This window comes from Bacillus sp. LK2 (assembly GCF_001043575.1).
In the GTDB taxonomy this organism is placed as follows: domain Bacteria; phylum Bacillota; class Bacilli; order Bacillales; family Bacillaceae_G; genus Bacillus_A; species Bacillus_A paramycoides.
The window spans coordinates 242,517-258,237 of record NZ_LDUK01000001.1; the positions used below are offsets into that span (position 1 = coordinate 242,517).

Consider the following 15,721-nt stretch of genomic DNA (forward strand, 5'->3'; position numbering starts at 1 on the left):
TTCTAGAATTATTCATCAATCATTTTGCATTCACATCATACTAATGTGTAATTTTACGTTGCAGTGCATCTTAGAATACCGTTAACTTATTATCTACATCATACCTAATTGTTTATATAAAATATATGTATAAAAAAGAAGAGCCCACGTCAGCTCTTCTTTTTAGAAATCACTTTTCTATTATTGAATTTAAATATTTAACTGTATATCAATTTGTTCATAAATTCTCTTTTATATAATTTTTAGCTACTTCATTATTTGGGTCATCTTTTAATATTTCTTTTGCCCAATTCATAGCTGATTTTTCTTCAAAAACATTCTCTGAAACACCCGCAAAAAACAATAAAAACTCTCTATATTGCATATTATTAGGCTCCAATTCTATACACTTCTTTGCATGATAAAAAGCAGCTAGATACGCACCCTCCAAATGACATAGTGGATGACATAAAATATCTGATGCTAGTGAATGTAATCTAGCATCACTTCGGCTCTCTAAATAACTAGTCAAGAAAGTGCATACAATGATATTGGGTTCATTAAAAGACCATTCCATTAATAAATCTTCTAGTTCCTCAATACTTATTTTATTTGCATGTGCTATCGCGTTTACAATGTCTCCTCGATAAATTGTATCTTTTAACAAATCATGCATTATTTCACCACCCGTTCGATCTATATCTTTCCTTTCTTTTTAGCATACGCAACCGTTACCTGTTGTCCTTTTACTTTCATGTATTTTTATTAATAATAAGACGCTATTGTGGACAGTAAGACTCCCACCTGAAAATAAACTTAATCTGTTCCTATCCCTTCAGCACATCCGGGTAATCATTTGATTTACCATTAAAAAGGTTCAATCCAATTTGCTCTTTCATTTGTTTTTCTAATAGTAAAAACTCTTCTTCCTTCTTATCATTTAAAACTGTTAGTAATCCCTCATTTAATGGAACGGAGTTAGACCATGAAAGAGATTGAAGTTTCCCCTCTCCTATAACCTCAACAAATAATTTACCAAAATAATTATATGCAAAGATCCCAGGTATTCTATTCTTTATCGTACCTGTTATATGTTGTCTATCTATTATTTTTTCATCACTAATACATCCGTATATAGCATTAAACCTAACTAATAGTTCCTCAAAAACCGTTAATATTTCCTGTTTATATTTAGTAAAACTCTTTTTTGCGAATGATATTGTTAAATAATTGATACTCTTCCCCCTAGGATCTTTCCACCACGCTACACTATACCAAAAGCCGCTTCCTCTCCCAAGCATTCCACCAGCAGTACCGACCATTGCATCTAGCTCATCATCATAACACCCTGGTTCTTCATGCATCCACATCTCAATAGCTTTTTCAGTTTCGAATACTTTATTAATTGGTTCGTAGTGTGCTATTTTTGTAAACTCCAATCCGATTTTTCCGATTGTTTCAAAGAAAAAGCTTGCATATTCATACAAAGAAATATCTTCCTTCGTATAGATATCGAATATTATAGGCATAAAAACTCTCCATTTTTAATTTTTCCCATACACATCATATTAATCATCTAAATAATACTGTGATGCGCTTATAAATAGTTCTAATTTTATAAACCTTCTACCGCATAACAAACAAATACTTGCTTTTCCGAACGTAAAGATACTACATAATATTCATCTGTAAAATGTCCTACTATATAACCCATTTTCCCCGCCAGCTCAATTGTTTCTTTATTAAAATATACTCTTGTCTGATCAAATTTTATATATTTTATGATACTTTCTAACTCTTCTTCGTTTACTTCCTTCTCAGAGAAAAGGAACATAAGACTCCCCTCCATACATACAGGAGAAATCACATCGAAAATATTAGTTGTATTATCATACTGATTCGTTAAAATCGTGCTCTTTACAGTGGATTTTTTCCAGTTTAACTCTTTTAATTCTTTTTCCCACATGTAATTTTGTACCTTTGTTAATTCCTCTTGAACCCCTTCACAATTCACTAAAATATATAAATGAAATCTCGATATCATTGTTTCCATAAATCGTTCCATGCTTGTATCAACATCAACTATATATCTATTAACCGATGATAATAAATTTAATATTTTATCATTTTCAAAGTTATCATTTTCATCTAGCACAAGAAAATATTCATTTTTTTCAGTTGCAGGCTTGTGCATTTCAATATATATATCCATATTTTCTCCTTGAAAGTAATTAAACACTCTTTTTATTTATTCAGTACTTGCCCATCTTCATCTTATGGAAACTTCATTATAATACCCTCTTATATACCATTAAAATCCTTATTTTTATGAGAGTAATGCTTCTTATCTGTAAAGCTAACAAATTCTATTCCCTCACAGAAACTAATATCACCATCTACAACATTACTTCTCACAAAAGAAAAACGTTTTAAATGATCTAATGTTTGTATACAACGTATTGTCGGTATATCCCCACAATTGAAAAGGTACAAAACCTCTAAAGACTCTAAATATTGAATAACAGAAAAATCTTCGATATTTTTACATGCTTCCATCTCTAAAGTAAGTAATTCTCTACTCCCATACTTTAAATGCTCTATCGTTTTTAATGTGCGTAAATAATTTAATTGTAACGACTGCAATTTCTTAAAATTTTCAATACCATTAATTGAATCTATTCTGGATTGTGTAATCCTTATATCTTCTAAATTTCGTAAATGTTTCAATTCAGTCAAATCTCTATTTTTAGGACTGTATTTCCATAAAGAAAGTGATTTTAAATTCGTTAGTTCCTGTAAACCTGTCACCTTTTTATCACAGTACATCGTCAAGCTCTCTAAGTTTGTTAATTTATTTAACTCTAACTTATAATTAGAATCAATTACTGATATACCTTGAAGTTTATTCAAATCATATATACTCGACACATCTTTTAAATACATGTTATGTAACATTAAATGGGTAATATTTTTACACTCATTTAAAAAGTTTATATCTTCTAATTCATAGTACATATCACATATTTGCACTCCAGGAACGTTAAATCTATTTATATATTCTATACACTCTCCTAATTTTTTTGAGATACCAATACAGTTTCCCCATGTACATCTTCTCTTACATAAAAACCATTTTTACTTTTTAAGTTCATAAACTACTCCTCAACTATACTTCACATAACAATAAGATAGCACAGTAAAACAAAAAAGAGGTCATCCAAAAGACATTTTTGGACGACCTACTATTATCGTTTTTTATTATTAATTCATTTTAAGTTTATTTACAATACTACTCTCCTAAATCACAAAATCCTCCGGAATAAACACCTTCACTTCTTTCGGCTGTACGTATACAGACTCACCAGCTTGAATGTTCAATTGTCTAAACTGTTCTTTACTAATTTCTGCTTCTAAATATTCCTCTGTTCCCTCTCGTTTTAATTCTACATATACGACAGGGCCAACTGCATGTGAGTATGTTACTTTCGCCGGGATTGCCTCTACACTTTGCTCCGTACGAGAAATCGATAAATGATGTGGCCTTACATACGCTACTCCGTCTACGTTAGAAACGTGTGTATGCTCTGGTGCTTCTAGTTCTACAGAGCCTAAATCTAGTTTTCCTTTATGAACACGGCCATGAAATAAGTTTACGTTTCCTAAAAAGTCATATACAAACGGGCTTGCTGGATTTTCATACACTGCTTCTGGCGTTCCCATTTGTTCAATTCGTCCTTCATTCATCACAACGATGCGGTCTGCAACGTCTAATGCTTCCTCCTGATCATGCGTTACGAATACGCTCGTAATTTGAAATTCGTCATGTAATTTCCGGAGCCATCTTCGTAATTCTTTCCGTACTTTCGCATCAAGTGCACCAAACGGTTCATCTAGCAATAAAATTTTCGGTTCTACTGCAAGTGCCCGGGCTAATGCAATACGTTGGCGTTGTCCGCCAGATAATTGCGCTGGGTAACGTTTTGCAAAGCCATCCATTTTTACAAGCTTTAATAATTCTGTTACCTTTTCTTCTATTGCTTCTGCTGAAGGCCTTACACTTTTCTTCCTTACTTTTAAACCGAAAGCGACATTTTCAAACACATTCATATGTTTAAAAAGCGCATAGTGCTGGAAGACGAAACCGACTTGCCGGTTTTTCACGTGAATGTCTGTTAAATCTTCCCCATCAAATGAAATAGAGCCTCCATCCGCTTCTTCTAGCCCTGCAATAATTCGTAATAACGTCGTTTTTCCAGAACCTGACGGGCCTAATAAGGCAACAAGTTCTCCTTTTGGAATATCTAAACGGATGTCTTTTAACGCTTGAAATGTACCATATTGTTTTGATACGCCGTGAATTTGAATACTCATCGCAATCCCCCCTTATTGTCGTTTTTCCATTCGCCATTCGATCCAGTTTTTTATAACGAGCGTAAGAACTGCGATGAATGACATTAAAGTTGCCACAGCGAATGCAGCTGAAAATTGATATTCATTGTATAAGATTTCAATATGAAGCGGCATCGTATTTGTAACACCGCGTACGTGACCAGACACAACGGAAACAGCTCCGAACTCACCAATGGCGCGGGCATTACATAAAATCATGCCGTATAAAAGACCCCATTTTATATTCGGAAGCGTAACACGCCAAAACATTTTCCATCCGCTTGCACCAAGTGACAGAGCTGCCTCTTCTTCACTTTTCCCTTGTGCTTGCATAACCGGGATTAATTCACGTGCAACGAACGGGAACGTTACGAATATCGTTGCAATGATAATGCCTGGGACAGAGAAAATAAGTTTCACACCATGTTCCAATAGCCATCCGCCAAATGCGGCTCTCGGTGTGAAAAGTAAAACGAACACTAACCCTGCGATAACTGGTGACACTGCAAACGGCAGTTCAATAAGAGATAATAATAACTGCTTTCCTTTAAATTGAAACTTCGTAATAAGCCATGCTGCTGCTATTCCGAATATCGTATTAAGCGGTACAACGATTAAAGCAACGAGAAGCGTTAATCGAATCGCCGAAAATGCTTCTGGATCTGTTACGGCAGCAATGTATACATCTATTCCCCGTTCAAAAGCTTTCATAAAAATTGTCACGAGCGGTAGTAGTAGAAAGAGAGATAAAAATAAAATTGTTATCGTAATTAATAAAATTGGTACAAATTTAGATTCTTTTTTAGCCGATATGCTTTTTACTATTTTCTTCTCTAGTAATGTTGGTTCCATTTTCTCCCCTCCTATTCATTTCTCAGTTCATGCCTTCTACTCCAATTTTGAAGCATATTAATAAGGAGAAGAAAAAGGAGAGAAATAATAAGCATAACAGCCGCTACGGCTGTTGCTCCGGCGTAATCATATTGTTCTAGTTTCGTCATAATCATAAGTGGTGCGATTTCTGTTTTCATCGGCATATTACCAGCGATGAAAACGACAGATCCATATTCCCCTAACGCCCGCGCAAAAGCGAGTGAAAAACCAGCAAGGAGAGCTGGGAATATTTCTGGTAAAATGATTTTCACAAATATTTGAAGGCGTGAGGCTCCTAAACTAGAAGCTGCTTCTTCTACTTCTTTATCAATACTTTGCAGCACTGGTTGCACCATTCGGACGACAAATGGTAAGCCGATAAACGTAAGTGCAACAATAATTCCGAGCGGTGTAAAAGCTATTTTTATATGAAACACACTAAATATTTTTCCGATCCAACCATTTTCCGCATAAAGCGTCGTCAGTGTAATACCAGCCACAGCAGTCGGAAGAGCGAATGGTAAATCAATTAGTCCGTCTAATAATCGTTTCCCTGGAAAGGTGTAGCGAACGAGCACCCATGCAATTAATAAACCGAAAATAGCATTTACAACCGCCGCTACAAGTGAAGTCGTTAAACTCACTTGATAGGAATGCAACACGCGTTCACTCGTTATAACTTGTGCGAACTTCTTCCAGCCTAGCTGTGAAGTTTGAATAAATACGATAGAAAGTGGTATAAGTACGAATAAACTCATATATAACATTGTAAATCCAAGAGATAATCCAAACCCCGGTAAAACACGCTTCTTCTTCCTCACAATCCTTCACCTCATCCCCCCTTATTTTTTATAAATTTGGTCGAATACGCCTCCATCATTAAAATGCTTTTCTTGCGCTTTTTTCCAGCCTCCAAATAGTTCATCTACTGTAAATAATTGAACTTTCGGAAATTGTGATGCGTACTTTTCCGCTACTTTTTCATTACGAGGGCGATAAAAGTTTTTCGCTGCAATTTCTTGCCCTTTTTCTGAATACAAATATTCAAGATACCCCTCAGCTACTTTTTTCGTTCCTTTTTTATCAACTACTTTATCTACAACAGCTACTGGTGGTTCTGCAAGTATACTAATCGAAGGCGTTACAATTTCGAATTTATCTTTTCCAAGCTCTTTTTGTGATAATAATGCTTCATTTTCCCAAGCAATTAACACATCACCAATTCCTTTTTCAACGAAAGTTGTCGTTGCCCCGCGCGCACCAGAATCAAGTACTTCTACGTTTTTATAAATTTGACCGACAAACTCTTTCGCTTTATCTTCACTATTGTTATACTTCTTCAGCGCATATCCCCACGCCCCCAAATAGTTCCAGCGTGCTCCTCCAGATGTTTTTGGATTCGGTGTAATGACAGACACACCTTTTTTCGTTAAATCATCCCAATCTTTAATCCCTTTTGGATTTCCTTTTCGAACGAGAAATACAATTGTCGATGTGTAAGGAGTTGAATTATCGGCCAGTCTCTTCTGCCAATCTTCTGCTAACTGTTTTTTCTTACTAATTGCGTCAATATCATAAGCGAGTGCTAGCGTTACAACATCTGCTTCTAACCCGTCAATAACAGAACGCGCCTGGCTTCCAGATCCGCCGTGTGATTGTTTTACATTCACTGTTTGCCCATGTTTCTCTTTCCAATACTTCGCAAAGTCTTTATTGAAATCTTGATATAACTCACGCGTTGGATCATATGAAACATTTAAAAGTTCAACTGTCTTCTTATCTGCACTTCCTTCAGAATTGTTAGTGGATGTTGCCGATCCACACCCCGACAAAAGGACAAATGCTGATAATAAAACACCTGTACTTTTCATTAATGATGCCTTACTCCACTGTTTCATATATAAAGCCCCCTTAGTTTGTACAATAGAAAAAGGCACACAATCCATTCACAAAAGTGAACGTTGTGCGCCTTCAGTTTCTCTGATTAGCTTCTATTGTATTCTGTTTGATTTCTTTTCATTTTAATTCCGCAATTCACATGTGTCAACTCGGAATTTAAAATTATTATATAAGAAACGCCATACACGCTAAAAATCAGCGGGAATGGCGTCCCACTGATTTTAGTTTCGATTTATTTCTTTAACTTATCTGTCTTCGCAATAGATTGAGCTGCTTCTGCGCGTCTTACCGATTTATCTGGAGCCCATCCATTATCTGTTCCAACTGAAATATTTTCTTGGATTAAAATATTCGTATACTTCGTGCCCCAATGATCTTTTAAATCAGCAAACTCTTTTATACGAACTTATAGCTTAGCCAATTCTAAAAAACAAAAAGATATCCATCTCTATAACATACAGTCATAGAGATGGATATCTTTATTTTTATACTTGCAATGCTTTCTCTCTCAAAGCTCTTCTTAACAACTTACCAGTTGTATTCTTCGGCAGCTCTGTTAAAAATTCAATACTCTTTGGTACTTTATATTTCGCTAAATGTAACGTACAGTAATGCATAAGTTCCTCTTCTGTTACGTTAGTTTGTTTCAGAACGACGTAAGCTCGCACTGCTTCTCCTAAGTTCTCATCCGGAACACCGATTACGACAACTTCAGCTACCGAATCATGGCCATATAACACTTCCTCAACCTCACGAGGATATACGTTATAACCGCCAACGAGGACGATATCTTTTTTACGATCAACAATATAGAAGTAACCTTCTTCATCCATTTTCGCTAAGTCCCCTGTATAAAGCCAGCCGTCTCTAAGTGTCGCCGCTGTATCTTCTGGTGCATTATAATATCCCTTCATAACGTTAGGCCCGCGAACAATTAACTCACCAACTTCACCGACAGGTACTTCTTCACCAAGTTCATTCACAATTTTATTTTCTACATGCCAAATATTTGTACCAATTGATCCTGGTTTACGAGGACGATCTAACGGGTTAAAACAAGTAACAGGTGATGCTTCTGATAAACCGTATCCTTCTGAAACGATAACGTTAAAACGTTTTTCAAAGTTTTTCAGAAGCGCAACAGGCATAGATGCACCACCTGAAATACAAAGACGAAGCGTCTTCACATCTTCTGCACTTGCTTCTTCAAATAAAAATAAGTAATTATACATTGTCGGTACACCCGCAAAAATCGTCGGCCCATACGTACGACAAATGCGAAATACTTCTTTCGGACTAAACTTTGGTAACATTAAAATGGTCGCACCGTTCACAATTGGCGCATTTACCGCAACAGTTAAACAGAACACATGGAACATCGGCAGTGCCGCAACGATGCGATCATCCGCAGTATATTGTAAATATGACGCAACATCGTTAGCGTTACTATATAAATTTTTATGCGTTAACATAGCACCTTTTGGCTTTCCTGTTGTACCTGAAGTGTATAAAATAACGGCAACATCTTCTTCATCTAGTTGAGGGCCTTCGTAAGTTAAATCTCCAGTTCCTATAAATCTAGTAAACGTTTTCATTTTTTCCGTTTCTGTATGAGTAAAATCTGATGAGGTTTCGCATATGATGATATTTTCAAGTGAAGGAAGTCTTGTTGTAAGAGATTGTATAACAGGTAGAAGGACGTCGAGTACGATGATTGTTTTTACATCTCCATTTTGTAAAATATAATGCATTTCATCTGCTGTATAAATTGGATTAATCGGAATGACAGTTGCGCCAGCTTTCATCGTTCCGTATAAGCCTACTAAAAAATGTGGCGAATTGCCGACAGCTAATGCGACATTGTCCCCTTTTCCAATGCCCATTTTTGCTAAATTGCTAGAAAACCTCTTGACCATTTTGTTTAATTGGTCATACGAGACCGACTGATCCATAAATATATAAGCCGGTTTATCCCCCTTCTTTTTTGCCGTTTCAGCCAAAGATTGAACGAGATTCACATAAATCCCACCTTTATAAAATTTAGAATATTTAAAAATTCTAAATTAATTATATTAAAAGAAAATTAAAGTAGCAAGTGATATTCCATTAACTGAATATACAATGACTACTTTTCCCAGAACACTTTGGAAGGATAAGGGAATTATCTATACAAGAAAAGGGTGCAAGCATATAGTTAAGCTATTGCTGAAATCATTTTAGGATAATATGCACTCGCTTTTTCAGATATATCGACCGTAACTCAATTTTTATCAGCGATTTCTTAAATATATCGATTTACCGACAAAAGACGACAATCTATACAAAAAGAAAGAGGCTGTCTTTTATGACAGCCTCTTCTGTTTAGAAGAATAAATGTAAGAAATCTTCTGTTGTTATATTACCGAAATAGCGCGCGATATCTACACCTTCTAAAGCTGCAGTGAATGCGTCTTTATCAAATTGTACGCCTGTTAAACGCTCTTCAATATCATGAACATCTAGTGAGCCAAAGAAATCGCCGTAAATTTTACATTCTGTTACCGTTCCTTTTTTCACTTCAAGACGAACGTCAACTTGTCCAACTGGGAAGCGGTGTGAATGTTGTAAGTTGAACTTTGGAGATTTTCCGTAGTTCCAATCCCAATTGCGGTAGCGCTCTTCAGAAATTTTATGGATTTCTTTCCAATCAGCTTCTGTTAATTCGTACGTTGGAATTTTTGTTTCACCTTCGAAGATCGTTTCTAGAAGAAGTTGTCTAAACTCTTCTGTCGTCATTTTTTCGTTTAAGAACTCTGTAATATTCGCAACGCGGCTACGGATTGATTTAATTCCTTTTGATTGAATCTTATCCATTTTTACTTTTAACGCTGATACGACGTGATCGATTTCAGAGTCAAATAGTAACGTACCGTGACTAAACATACGACCTTTCGTTGAAAACTGTGCGTTACCTGAAATTTTTCTACCTTCAGCTAAAATGTCATTACGACCACTTAGCTCTGCATTTACACCTAATTTACCAAGTGCTTTCGTTACAGGCTCTGTGAATTTTTTGAAGTTGCTGAAACTATCTCCATCATCTTTCGTAATAAAGCTGAAGTTTAAGTTTCCTAAATCGTGATATACTGCACCCCCGCCTGATAGACGACGAACGACGTGAATGCCTTTTTCTTTTACGTAATCAGCATTAATTTCTTCCACCGTATTTTGATTTTTACCAATGATAATGGAAGGTTCGTTAATATAGAACAGTAAATATGTTTCGTTAATATCTAAATTCTTCACACAATATTCTTCAATAGCTAAATTTATAGTAGGATCTGTAATCCCTTTATTATCAATAAATAACATCGTATCACCTCATGAATTCCAAACGTAACCACTATGCGCAAGCGTAGTGTGGTCACTGAAAATTTGTTTTGCTTCTGTTACTAAATCAGATGGATTGCCAGTATGCGGCAAGTGCGTTAATAAAAGTTCTTTTACATTCGCATCTTTTGCAATACTTCCTACTTCTGTACTATTCATATGCCCTGCTTTCGCAGCTTCTTGATGCGCATACATATTACACTCACAAATGAAAAGATCAGCATCTTTTGTGAACGGAATAAATTCAGGAATATAACTTGAATCAGCGCTGTATACAACGACATCATCGCCAGCCGTAATACGCATCGCAAAACATGTAACAGGATGAACAGTTTTTAAGAATGAAATGGAGAATGGTCCAATTTGAAGTGTTTCTTCTGGATTGTATGCGATTCCTTTCGTATGCGGTGCATACGTTAAAGAATTAAATCCATTCTCATCAAATAGATGACCGTAAATTGGTAATTCCGGTAATTGTCCTTTCGTTGCACTCGTAATTAATCTCGCATATTGCAACACCCCAATGTCTGCAACATGATCGTGATGATAGTGCGACAGTACAACTGCATCTATATCAGATGGTGTTATATATTTTTGAAGCTGTGCTAGTACACCACTACCACAGTCTACAAGTAAACGAAAACCATCGTGTTCAAACAAATACCCCGACGTTGCTTCTCCCGCTTCTGGGAAGCCGCCCCAAAAGCCGACAACAGTCATTTTCATATGTATCCATCCTTTCTAAAACCGAGTAGCAATGCAGTTTTTCTCCGTACTTGAGAAAGTTTTTTACTTACATCCTACATTGTTAACTATAATCCATTTCCTAAACTTTTTCATTAATTTTCAATTTTGTTATAAAACAGTTATTGACTTTTATTTTTTGTACTAATACAATGATAGTAAGAAATGGAAATGGAGGGATTGACATGATCGATCAACCAATGGAGTTTTTCAGAAATTTACCGACGAAAACTTGTGCTCATTGCGGGAAGGAAATTGATGAGCAACACGAAGCATACCATAACAAATGTGACGATTGCGTTCACGAAGAATAGTAGTTTGTGAACATAAAAAAACCTAGCAGACATAGTCTACTAGGCTAATAACATCTTTTCCTTCATCGTTGAACCTTTCACCAAGAGCTCCAGTTCAAACTCATACAATTCTTTTTTTCGATAATTTTTCGTATGGATTTTATCCATCATTAAGTCGACAACTTTTCGGGCCATTTCATCAATTGGCTGTTCAATTGTCGTAATACCTGGCTCTGTAATCTGTGATAAAATTTGATTATCAAAACCGATAACAGCGAGATCCTCTGGAATGCTCCAGTTATGGCGTTTCGCCTCTGAGATAATTCCAGCTGCAACCTCGTCGCCTCCTGCCAAAATCGCGGTAGGATTTTTTTTGTCCTTTAATACTTCATGGAATATTCTTTTTCCATCATCCCAAGAGAAAGCGTTTTCAAGAAAATCGATTGCTTCCACTTCTCTACTCTTTTCAGTAATAGCGCGTAAAAAGCCCATTTTTCGCTGTTGGCTCACTACTTTCGTTTCGTTGCCACGGCAAAAAATAAGATTACGATATCCTTGTTCTAACACATGATTGGCAGCTATGTATGCTCCTTGCGCATGATCAAATTTCACTGTTGGAACGTTTGCTTCCTCAATATATTCATTACATAACACGATTGGACCGTGTTGTAAGTATGGCTCTACATCCTCCCACGGATTTTCTAGTGAACATAGAATAATCCCATCTACTTGTTTCGTAGATAATAATTGTAAATACTCCATCTCTTTTTCCGGTAAATATCTTGTTTGACAAATAATCAGTTTATATTTATGTTCAGAAGCAGCAATCTCGATTGCTTCAATAAATCTACTAAAAAAAGGATTTGTAATCCTTGGAACAAGCACCGCAATTGTTTCTGTTTTTTGTTTACGAAGCCTTCTCGCCGCAGAATTAGGAACGAAGCCTAAATGCTTCATCGCTAATTGAACCCTTTTTTTCTTCTCATCTGAAACATATGGATGATTATTAATCACCCTAGAAACCGTTGTCCTTGATAACCCCGCTAATTTCGCCACGTCCTCGATAGTCGACACGAAATTTTCCCCCTTTGCATGAAAACGTTTTCTTATCCTGATTATATAGTATATTATTGGAAACTGCAATACAGGTTCTTATGATTTTACTATATTAATATTATACATAGGAAAAAGTCTGTTAATTACAGAAAGATATATACTACTTTTAGAATTTCACAGTACGAATATTTATAAAATAAAGGATGATATTTCATGAATCGGACGGATCGTTTATTAGCTATATTAATTGAATTACAAAGAAGACAAACTGTTACTGCACATAGCTTAGCCGAAAAATTTGAAACAAGTAAAAGAACAATTTATCGAGATATGAACGCACTCAGTGAATCCGGCGTTCCCATTTTTTCAATGCCTGGTCACGGTTATTCCTTAATGGATGGTTATTTCTTACCACCCATTCAGCTTACGCCCGAAGAAGCCGTTACTCTTTTATTAGGCGGTGATTATATTGAGAAAACTTTCACTTCTTCTTTTTCTGTACATGCGCAATCAGCAAAAGAAAAACTTGAGGTTGTCCTCCCTACTGATCAACAAAAGAAAATTGAAGAGCTGAGAGGAGCTTTCCGTTTCCTTTCTCCTATATTTTCACATCAGCAACCTGAGCGAGAAAAACTAGAAAACCTACTTTTCTTATTGCAAGAATCTATTCAGAAAGAGCAAGCTATCTCTTTTTCGTATCTTAAGCCGCGTGAAACTACGAAAATAAAACGAACTGTTCACCCTTATGGCTTAGTCAACATTTCAGGAATTTGGTACATCGTTGCTCATTGTTTACTTCGAAAACAAATACGTAATTTTCGTTTAGATCGAATGGATGAATTGCAACAAGAACAAGCCTTCTTTACAAAAACTGAAGATTTTTCCTTACAAGACTATCAACCTGAAAACAATCGAACTGTTACGATTCATTTATTATTCCCACCCCATATTGCACATAAAATTATTGAATCACGGTACTTTTTTATAGATTCATACGAACATCAAGATAATAGTTTTCATGTCTTTTTGAAATCAAGAAATATAGATGAAGTCTTTCAATGGGTATTAAGCTGGGGGAGCCAAGTGCAAGTACTAGAGCCAAAAATTCTTTCTGAAAAAATACGTGATGAAGCAAAAAAGATGTTAAAACTTTAATTTTTTTATTTCACTACTGACATAATGTTGTCAGTATCCCCCCTTTATAGTAAGTATCAACAAATACATTTTCATAAAAAGGAGCTAACAATATGAACAAATTTGAGGATTTAGCGACGTATTACATAGGGGAATTAGAAAAGTACTCTCTCGAACAATTTAGAATGAAACCTTCTACAGAAGAATGGTCTCTTGGTCAAATGTATAATCATTTGCTTTCGGCTACATATATGCAGTTAGATGCAATCGCGAAATGTAAAACTGAAACGCCATCTGTAACTAACAAAAAAACGGATATGGGTGAAAAAGTATATATAATGGGTGCTTTCCCTGACATACAAATAAAATTACCAGATCATCCGGGATATACACCCGAAAATCCACCTAACAAAGAGGAAGTACAAGAACGTTTTCTGGAATTAATTACAGTTGTTAAAAACATTGAGCCAACACTTACTTCTATTCCAAATGATTGTAAAGTAGAGCACCCCGGGCTTGGTTACTTAAATGCGGCAGAATGGTTCCAGCTTATTTCTATGCATTTTGCACATCATCTTCGTCAGAAAGAAAGATTGGAGACAAAAGTTTTAGTGTAAAGAATCATAAAAGGTGGTTTGTCCATACCCAAACCACCTTTTTCATATAAGCGTATAGTTATACTTCTCACATATCTTTACAGTTTAGATATTTCCTGCATCAATCCAGCCATGCTCGCTAATAAGCTAGTGAAAACGAAAAGTACAAGAATAAGAAGAATAAGTTTGTCTTTATTTAAATTAGTTATCGTTTTTAAACCTATTCCTCATTACATTTATAACTCTTCCCACTTCGTCCACACTTCTCTCTCATTTACACGATACATATTATCCTCGCGATCCATAAACCCATGCACGATAAACTCTCGTCTAATTGTACAAAAATCTTCATGATATTGTTTAATGAATGTATTCATTTCTTTCTCTGTATATTGATTCTCTGTATTTAATTTGCTAACTAAATGCTCTAATAACACTAACTTTTTCTTTTTTTGACCTGGAATCGATTTTAAACGATCCTCTTTATCAAAAAAGTTACGAATGGTCGTATCTCGAAATTTCATTTCGCTTTCGGTCATTTTGTTACCCTCCATCAGTTTTTATATAATAAAACTTTACTATTTTTCTTTACCGTTTTTCTTTATTCTTTCACTTAAAATATCAATAAGGTAATATCCACTAATTAACACATAGTAGAATGCAAGCATTCCAAATATATCTTTCATACTTGTATATTCTTTTTTATGAAACAAGATCGGAGATAGTGTATAAACTAAGAAGCAGACTAGCGGATATATGATGAAATAGAAGTGAGATTTTTGTCTCATACTATCAACTCACCTGTAATATGATTCTATTCAAATTGTTGTGATTCCTTTCTTTCGTTTAGTCTACACATAAAATATAGTAAAATTAAGGAAAAGATATTCTTTGGAAAGTAATAACAATGTTGAGTAATATTCAAAAGACCATACACCAAATATGCAATGTTGCATATTTGGTGTATGGTCTTTCTTGCTATAATAATATCCATATAGATTGTATTTTAAATAAAAAAGGATTATATGCAATGAATCAAATTTTAGAGGATGCAAAACAACTATTACATCATGAAGAAAACATTTTATCCACTTTAAGATGTTCACTTACTGGCTATATTATTACGCATAATGTCCCTCGTTCCGGATTGTTACTTGCCACTAATAGGAGGGTTATTTTTTATGGACAATCATTCAAATATTGTAAAAATGCATTGATTGCGGAATTTGAATATAAAAAAATCCTATCCATAGAGACGAAAAAAACATTATTTGATAAAAAACTAATATTTTACTATGAAGACGAATATATAATGGTGGGACAAATTTTAAGCTCGAATATTGAAGAGTTTTTAAATGTAATACAGAGAAAAAGAATTCAATAAAGTGA

At 35.1% G+C, this 15,721-nt stretch carries 18 protein-coding genes and 2 pseudogenes; 4 read left to right on the forward strand and 16 right to left on the reverse strand.

Translation table 11 applies throughout. From position 1 onward, the window contains the following. Window positions 1–217 precede the first annotated feature (217 nt). The 12 genes and pseudogenes from VK90_RS01235 to VK90_RS01285 all read right to left on the reverse strand — a co-directional run bounded on the left by VK90_RS01235 (window position 218) and on the right by VK90_RS01285 (window position 11,235). Window positions 218–655 carry a hypothetical protein gene (locus VK90_RS01235; RefSeq protein ID WP_048369774.1) on the reverse strand — a complete coding sequence of 146 codons (438 nt, stop codon included), beginning with the start codon at window positions 653–655 and terminating at the stop codon, window positions 218–220. Window positions 656–806: 151 nt separating this feature from the next. Next, window positions 807–1,508 carry a hypothetical protein gene (locus VK90_RS01240; protein ID WP_002170755.1) on the reverse strand — a complete coding sequence of 234 codons (702 nt, stop codon included), beginning with the start codon at window positions 1,506–1,508 and terminating at the stop codon, window positions 807–809. Window positions 1,509–1,594: 86 nt separating this feature from the next. Next, window positions 1,595–2,191: a hypothetical protein gene (locus VK90_RS01245; protein ID WP_002170754.1), complete on the reverse strand. Its 597-nt coding sequence runs from the start codon at window positions 2,189–2,191 to the stop codon at window positions 1,595–1,597. Between the two features lie 89 nt (window positions 2,192–2,280). After that, window positions 2,281–2,994, reverse strand: coding sequence for a hypothetical protein (locus tag VK90_RS01250; protein ID WP_231595820.1), 714 nt, complete (start codon window positions 2,992–2,994; stop codon window positions 2,281–2,283). Window positions 2,995–3,276: 282 nt separating this feature from the next. Beyond that, entirely contained in the window at window positions 3,277–4,350 is a 1,074-nt protein-coding gene (locus VK90_RS01255) for a sulfate/molybdate ABC transporter ATP-binding protein (protein ID WP_048369775.1), read from the reverse strand. 12 nt (window positions 4,351–4,362) lie between these two features. After that, window positions 4,363–5,220, reverse strand: coding sequence for a sulfate ABC transporter permease subunit CysW (gene cysW / locus VK90_RS01260; RefSeq protein WP_048369777.1), 858 nt, complete (start codon window positions 5,218–5,220; stop codon window positions 4,363–4,365). Between the two features lie 11 nt (window positions 5,221–5,231). Further along, the gene (gene cysT / locus VK90_RS01265; RefSeq protein WP_082147729.1) at window positions 5,232–6,062 is read right to left on the reverse strand and encodes a sulfate ABC transporter permease subunit CysT; all 831 of its coding nucleotides are present in this window, start codon (window positions 6,060–6,062) and stop codon (window positions 5,232–5,234) included. A gap of 21 nt (window positions 6,063–6,083) precedes the next feature. Then, window positions 6,084–7,139, reverse strand: a complete 1,056-nt coding sequence (locus tag VK90_RS01270; protein ID WP_048369779.1) for a sulfate ABC transporter substrate-binding protein — start codon at window positions 7,137–7,139, stop codon at window positions 6,084–6,086. A 233-nt stretch (window positions 7,140–7,372) separates the two neighbouring features. Beyond that, window positions 7,373–7,537, reverse strand: a pseudogene (locus tag VK90_RS27865) (S-layer homology domain-containing protein); the annotation flags it as partial. Window positions 7,538–7,625: 88 nt separating this feature from the next. After that, entirely contained in the window at window positions 7,626–9,158 is a 1,533-nt protein-coding gene (locus tag VK90_RS01275; protein WP_048369781.1) for a fatty acid--CoA ligase family protein, read from the reverse strand. A 343-nt stretch (window positions 9,159–9,501) separates the two neighbouring features. Beyond that, window positions 9,502–10,491, reverse strand: coding sequence for a lipoate--protein ligase (locus VK90_RS01280; RefSeq protein ID WP_048369783.1), 990 nt, complete (start codon window positions 10,489–10,491; stop codon window positions 9,502–9,504). A 9-nt stretch (window positions 10,492–10,500) separates the two neighbouring features. Further along, the gene (locus VK90_RS01285; RefSeq protein WP_048369785.1) at window positions 10,501–11,235 is read right to left on the reverse strand and encodes an MBL fold metallo-hydrolase; all 735 of its coding nucleotides are present in this window, start codon (window positions 11,233–11,235) and stop codon (window positions 10,501–10,503) included. Between the two features lie 203 nt (window positions 11,236–11,438). On the opposite strand from VK90_RS01285, the gene yhfH reads away from it, so the two are divergent. Next, window positions 11,439–11,567 carry a protein YhfH gene (yhfH, locus tag VK90_RS27465; RefSeq protein WP_000567010.1) on the forward strand — a complete coding sequence of 43 codons (129 nt, stop codon included), beginning with the start codon at window positions 11,439–11,441 and terminating at the stop codon, window positions 11,565–11,567. A 39-nt stretch (window positions 11,568–11,606) separates the two neighbouring features. Here the strand turns inward: yhfH and VK90_RS01290 are convergent, their stop codons facing one another. Beyond that, the gene (locus VK90_RS01290) at window positions 11,607–12,620 is read right to left on the reverse strand and encodes a LacI family DNA-binding transcriptional regulator (RefSeq protein ID WP_048369787.1); all 1,014 of its coding nucleotides are present in this window, start codon (window positions 12,618–12,620) and stop codon (window positions 11,607–11,609) included. A gap of 195 nt (window positions 12,621–12,815) precedes the next feature. Here VK90_RS01290 and VK90_RS01295 point away from each other — a divergent pair, with 195 nt between their 5' ends. Beyond that, complete coding sequence (locus VK90_RS01295) at window positions 12,816–13,757, forward strand: helix-turn-helix transcriptional regulator (RefSeq protein WP_048369789.1); 942 nt, start codon at window positions 12,816–12,818, stop codon at window positions 13,755–13,757. Between the two features lie 92 nt (window positions 13,758–13,849). Continuing rightward, complete coding sequence (locus VK90_RS01300; RefSeq protein WP_048369792.1) at window positions 13,850–14,353, forward strand: DinB family protein; 504 nt, start codon at window positions 13,850–13,852, stop codon at window positions 14,351–14,353. A 77-nt stretch (window positions 14,354–14,430) separates the two neighbouring features. Here VK90_RS01300 and VK90_RS29720 read toward each other — a convergent pair. The 3 genes and pseudogenes from VK90_RS29720 to VK90_RS01310 form a co-directional block, all read right to left on the reverse strand. Beyond that, window positions 14,431–14,559: pseudogene (locus tag VK90_RS29720) on the reverse strand (YIP1 family protein); the annotation flags it as partial. 9 nt (window positions 14,560–14,568) lie between these two features. Next, window positions 14,569–14,871, reverse strand: a complete 303-nt coding sequence (locus VK90_RS01305) for a DUF2087 domain-containing protein (RefSeq protein WP_025148724.1) — start codon at window positions 14,869–14,871, stop codon at window positions 14,569–14,571. A gap of 39 nt (window positions 14,872–14,910) precedes the next feature. Further along, complete coding sequence (locus tag VK90_RS01310; RefSeq protein ID WP_048369796.1) at window positions 14,911–15,120, reverse strand: hypothetical protein; 210 nt, start codon at window positions 15,118–15,120, stop codon at window positions 14,911–14,913. A 242-nt stretch (window positions 15,121–15,362) separates the two neighbouring features. Here VK90_RS01310 and VK90_RS01315 point away from each other — a divergent pair, with 242 nt between their 5' ends. Further along, the gene (locus VK90_RS01315) at window positions 15,363–15,716 is read left to right on the forward strand and encodes a PH domain-containing protein (protein WP_048370055.1); all 354 of its coding nucleotides are present in this window, start codon (window positions 15,363–15,365) and stop codon (window positions 15,714–15,716) included. Window positions 15,717–15,721 lie beyond the last annotated feature (5 nt).

Excerpts from the sequence above, each read along its gene's own strand:
- VK90_RS01235 (WP_048369774.1), bottom strand. The coding sequence starts at position 655 with ATGCATGATTTGTTAAAAGATACAATTTATCGAGGAGACATTGTAAAC.
- VK90_RS01240 (WP_002170755.1), bottom strand. The coding sequence starts at position 1,508 with ATGCCTATAATATTCGATATCTATACGAAGGAAGATATTTCTTTGTAT.
- VK90_RS01245 (WP_002170754.1), bottom strand. The coding sequence starts at position 2,191 with ATGGATATATATATTGAAATGCACAAGCCTGCAACTGAAAAAAATGAA.
- VK90_RS01250 (WP_231595820.1), bottom strand. The coding sequence starts at position 2,994 with ATGTACTATGAATTAGAAGATATAAACTTTTTAAATGAGTGTAAAAAT.
- VK90_RS01255 (WP_048369775.1), bottom strand. The coding sequence starts at position 4,350 with ATGAGTATTCAAATTCACGGCGTATCAAAACAATATGGTACATTTCAA.
- cysW (WP_048369777.1), bottom strand. The coding sequence starts at position 5,220 with ATGGAACCAACATTACTAGAGAAGAAAATAGTAAAAAGCATATCGGCT.
- VK90_RS01270 (WP_048369779.1), bottom strand. The coding sequence starts at position 7,139 with ATGAAACAGTGGAGTAAGGCATCATTAATGAAAAGTACAGGTGTTTTA.
- VK90_RS01280 (WP_048369783.1), bottom strand. The coding sequence starts at position 10,491 with ATGTTATTTATTGATAATAAAGGGATTACAGATCCTACTATAAATTTA.
- VK90_RS01285 (WP_048369785.1), bottom strand. The coding sequence starts at position 11,235 with ATGAAAATGACTGTTGTCGGCTTTTGGGGCGGCTTCCCAGAAGCGGGA.
- yhfH (WP_000567010.1), top strand. The coding sequence starts at position 11,439 with ATGATCGATCAACCAATGGAGTTTTTCAGAAATTTACCGACGAAAACT.
- VK90_RS01295 (WP_048369789.1), top strand. The coding sequence starts at position 12,816 with ATGAATCGGACGGATCGTTTATTAGCTATATTAATTGAATTACAAAGA.
- VK90_RS01300 (WP_048369792.1), top strand. The coding sequence starts at position 13,850 with ATGAACAAATTTGAGGATTTAGCGACGTATTACATAGGGGAATTAGAA.
- VK90_RS01305 (WP_025148724.1), bottom strand. The coding sequence starts at position 14,871 with ATGACCGAAAGCGAAATGAAATTTCGAGATACGACCATTCGTAACTTT.
- VK90_RS01310 (WP_048369796.1), bottom strand. The coding sequence starts at position 15,120 with ATGAGACAAAAATCTCACTTCTATTTCATCATATATCCGCTAGTCTGC.
- VK90_RS01315 (WP_048370055.1), top strand. The coding sequence starts at position 15,363 with ATGAATCAAATTTTAGAGGATGCAAAACAACTATTACATCATGAAGAA.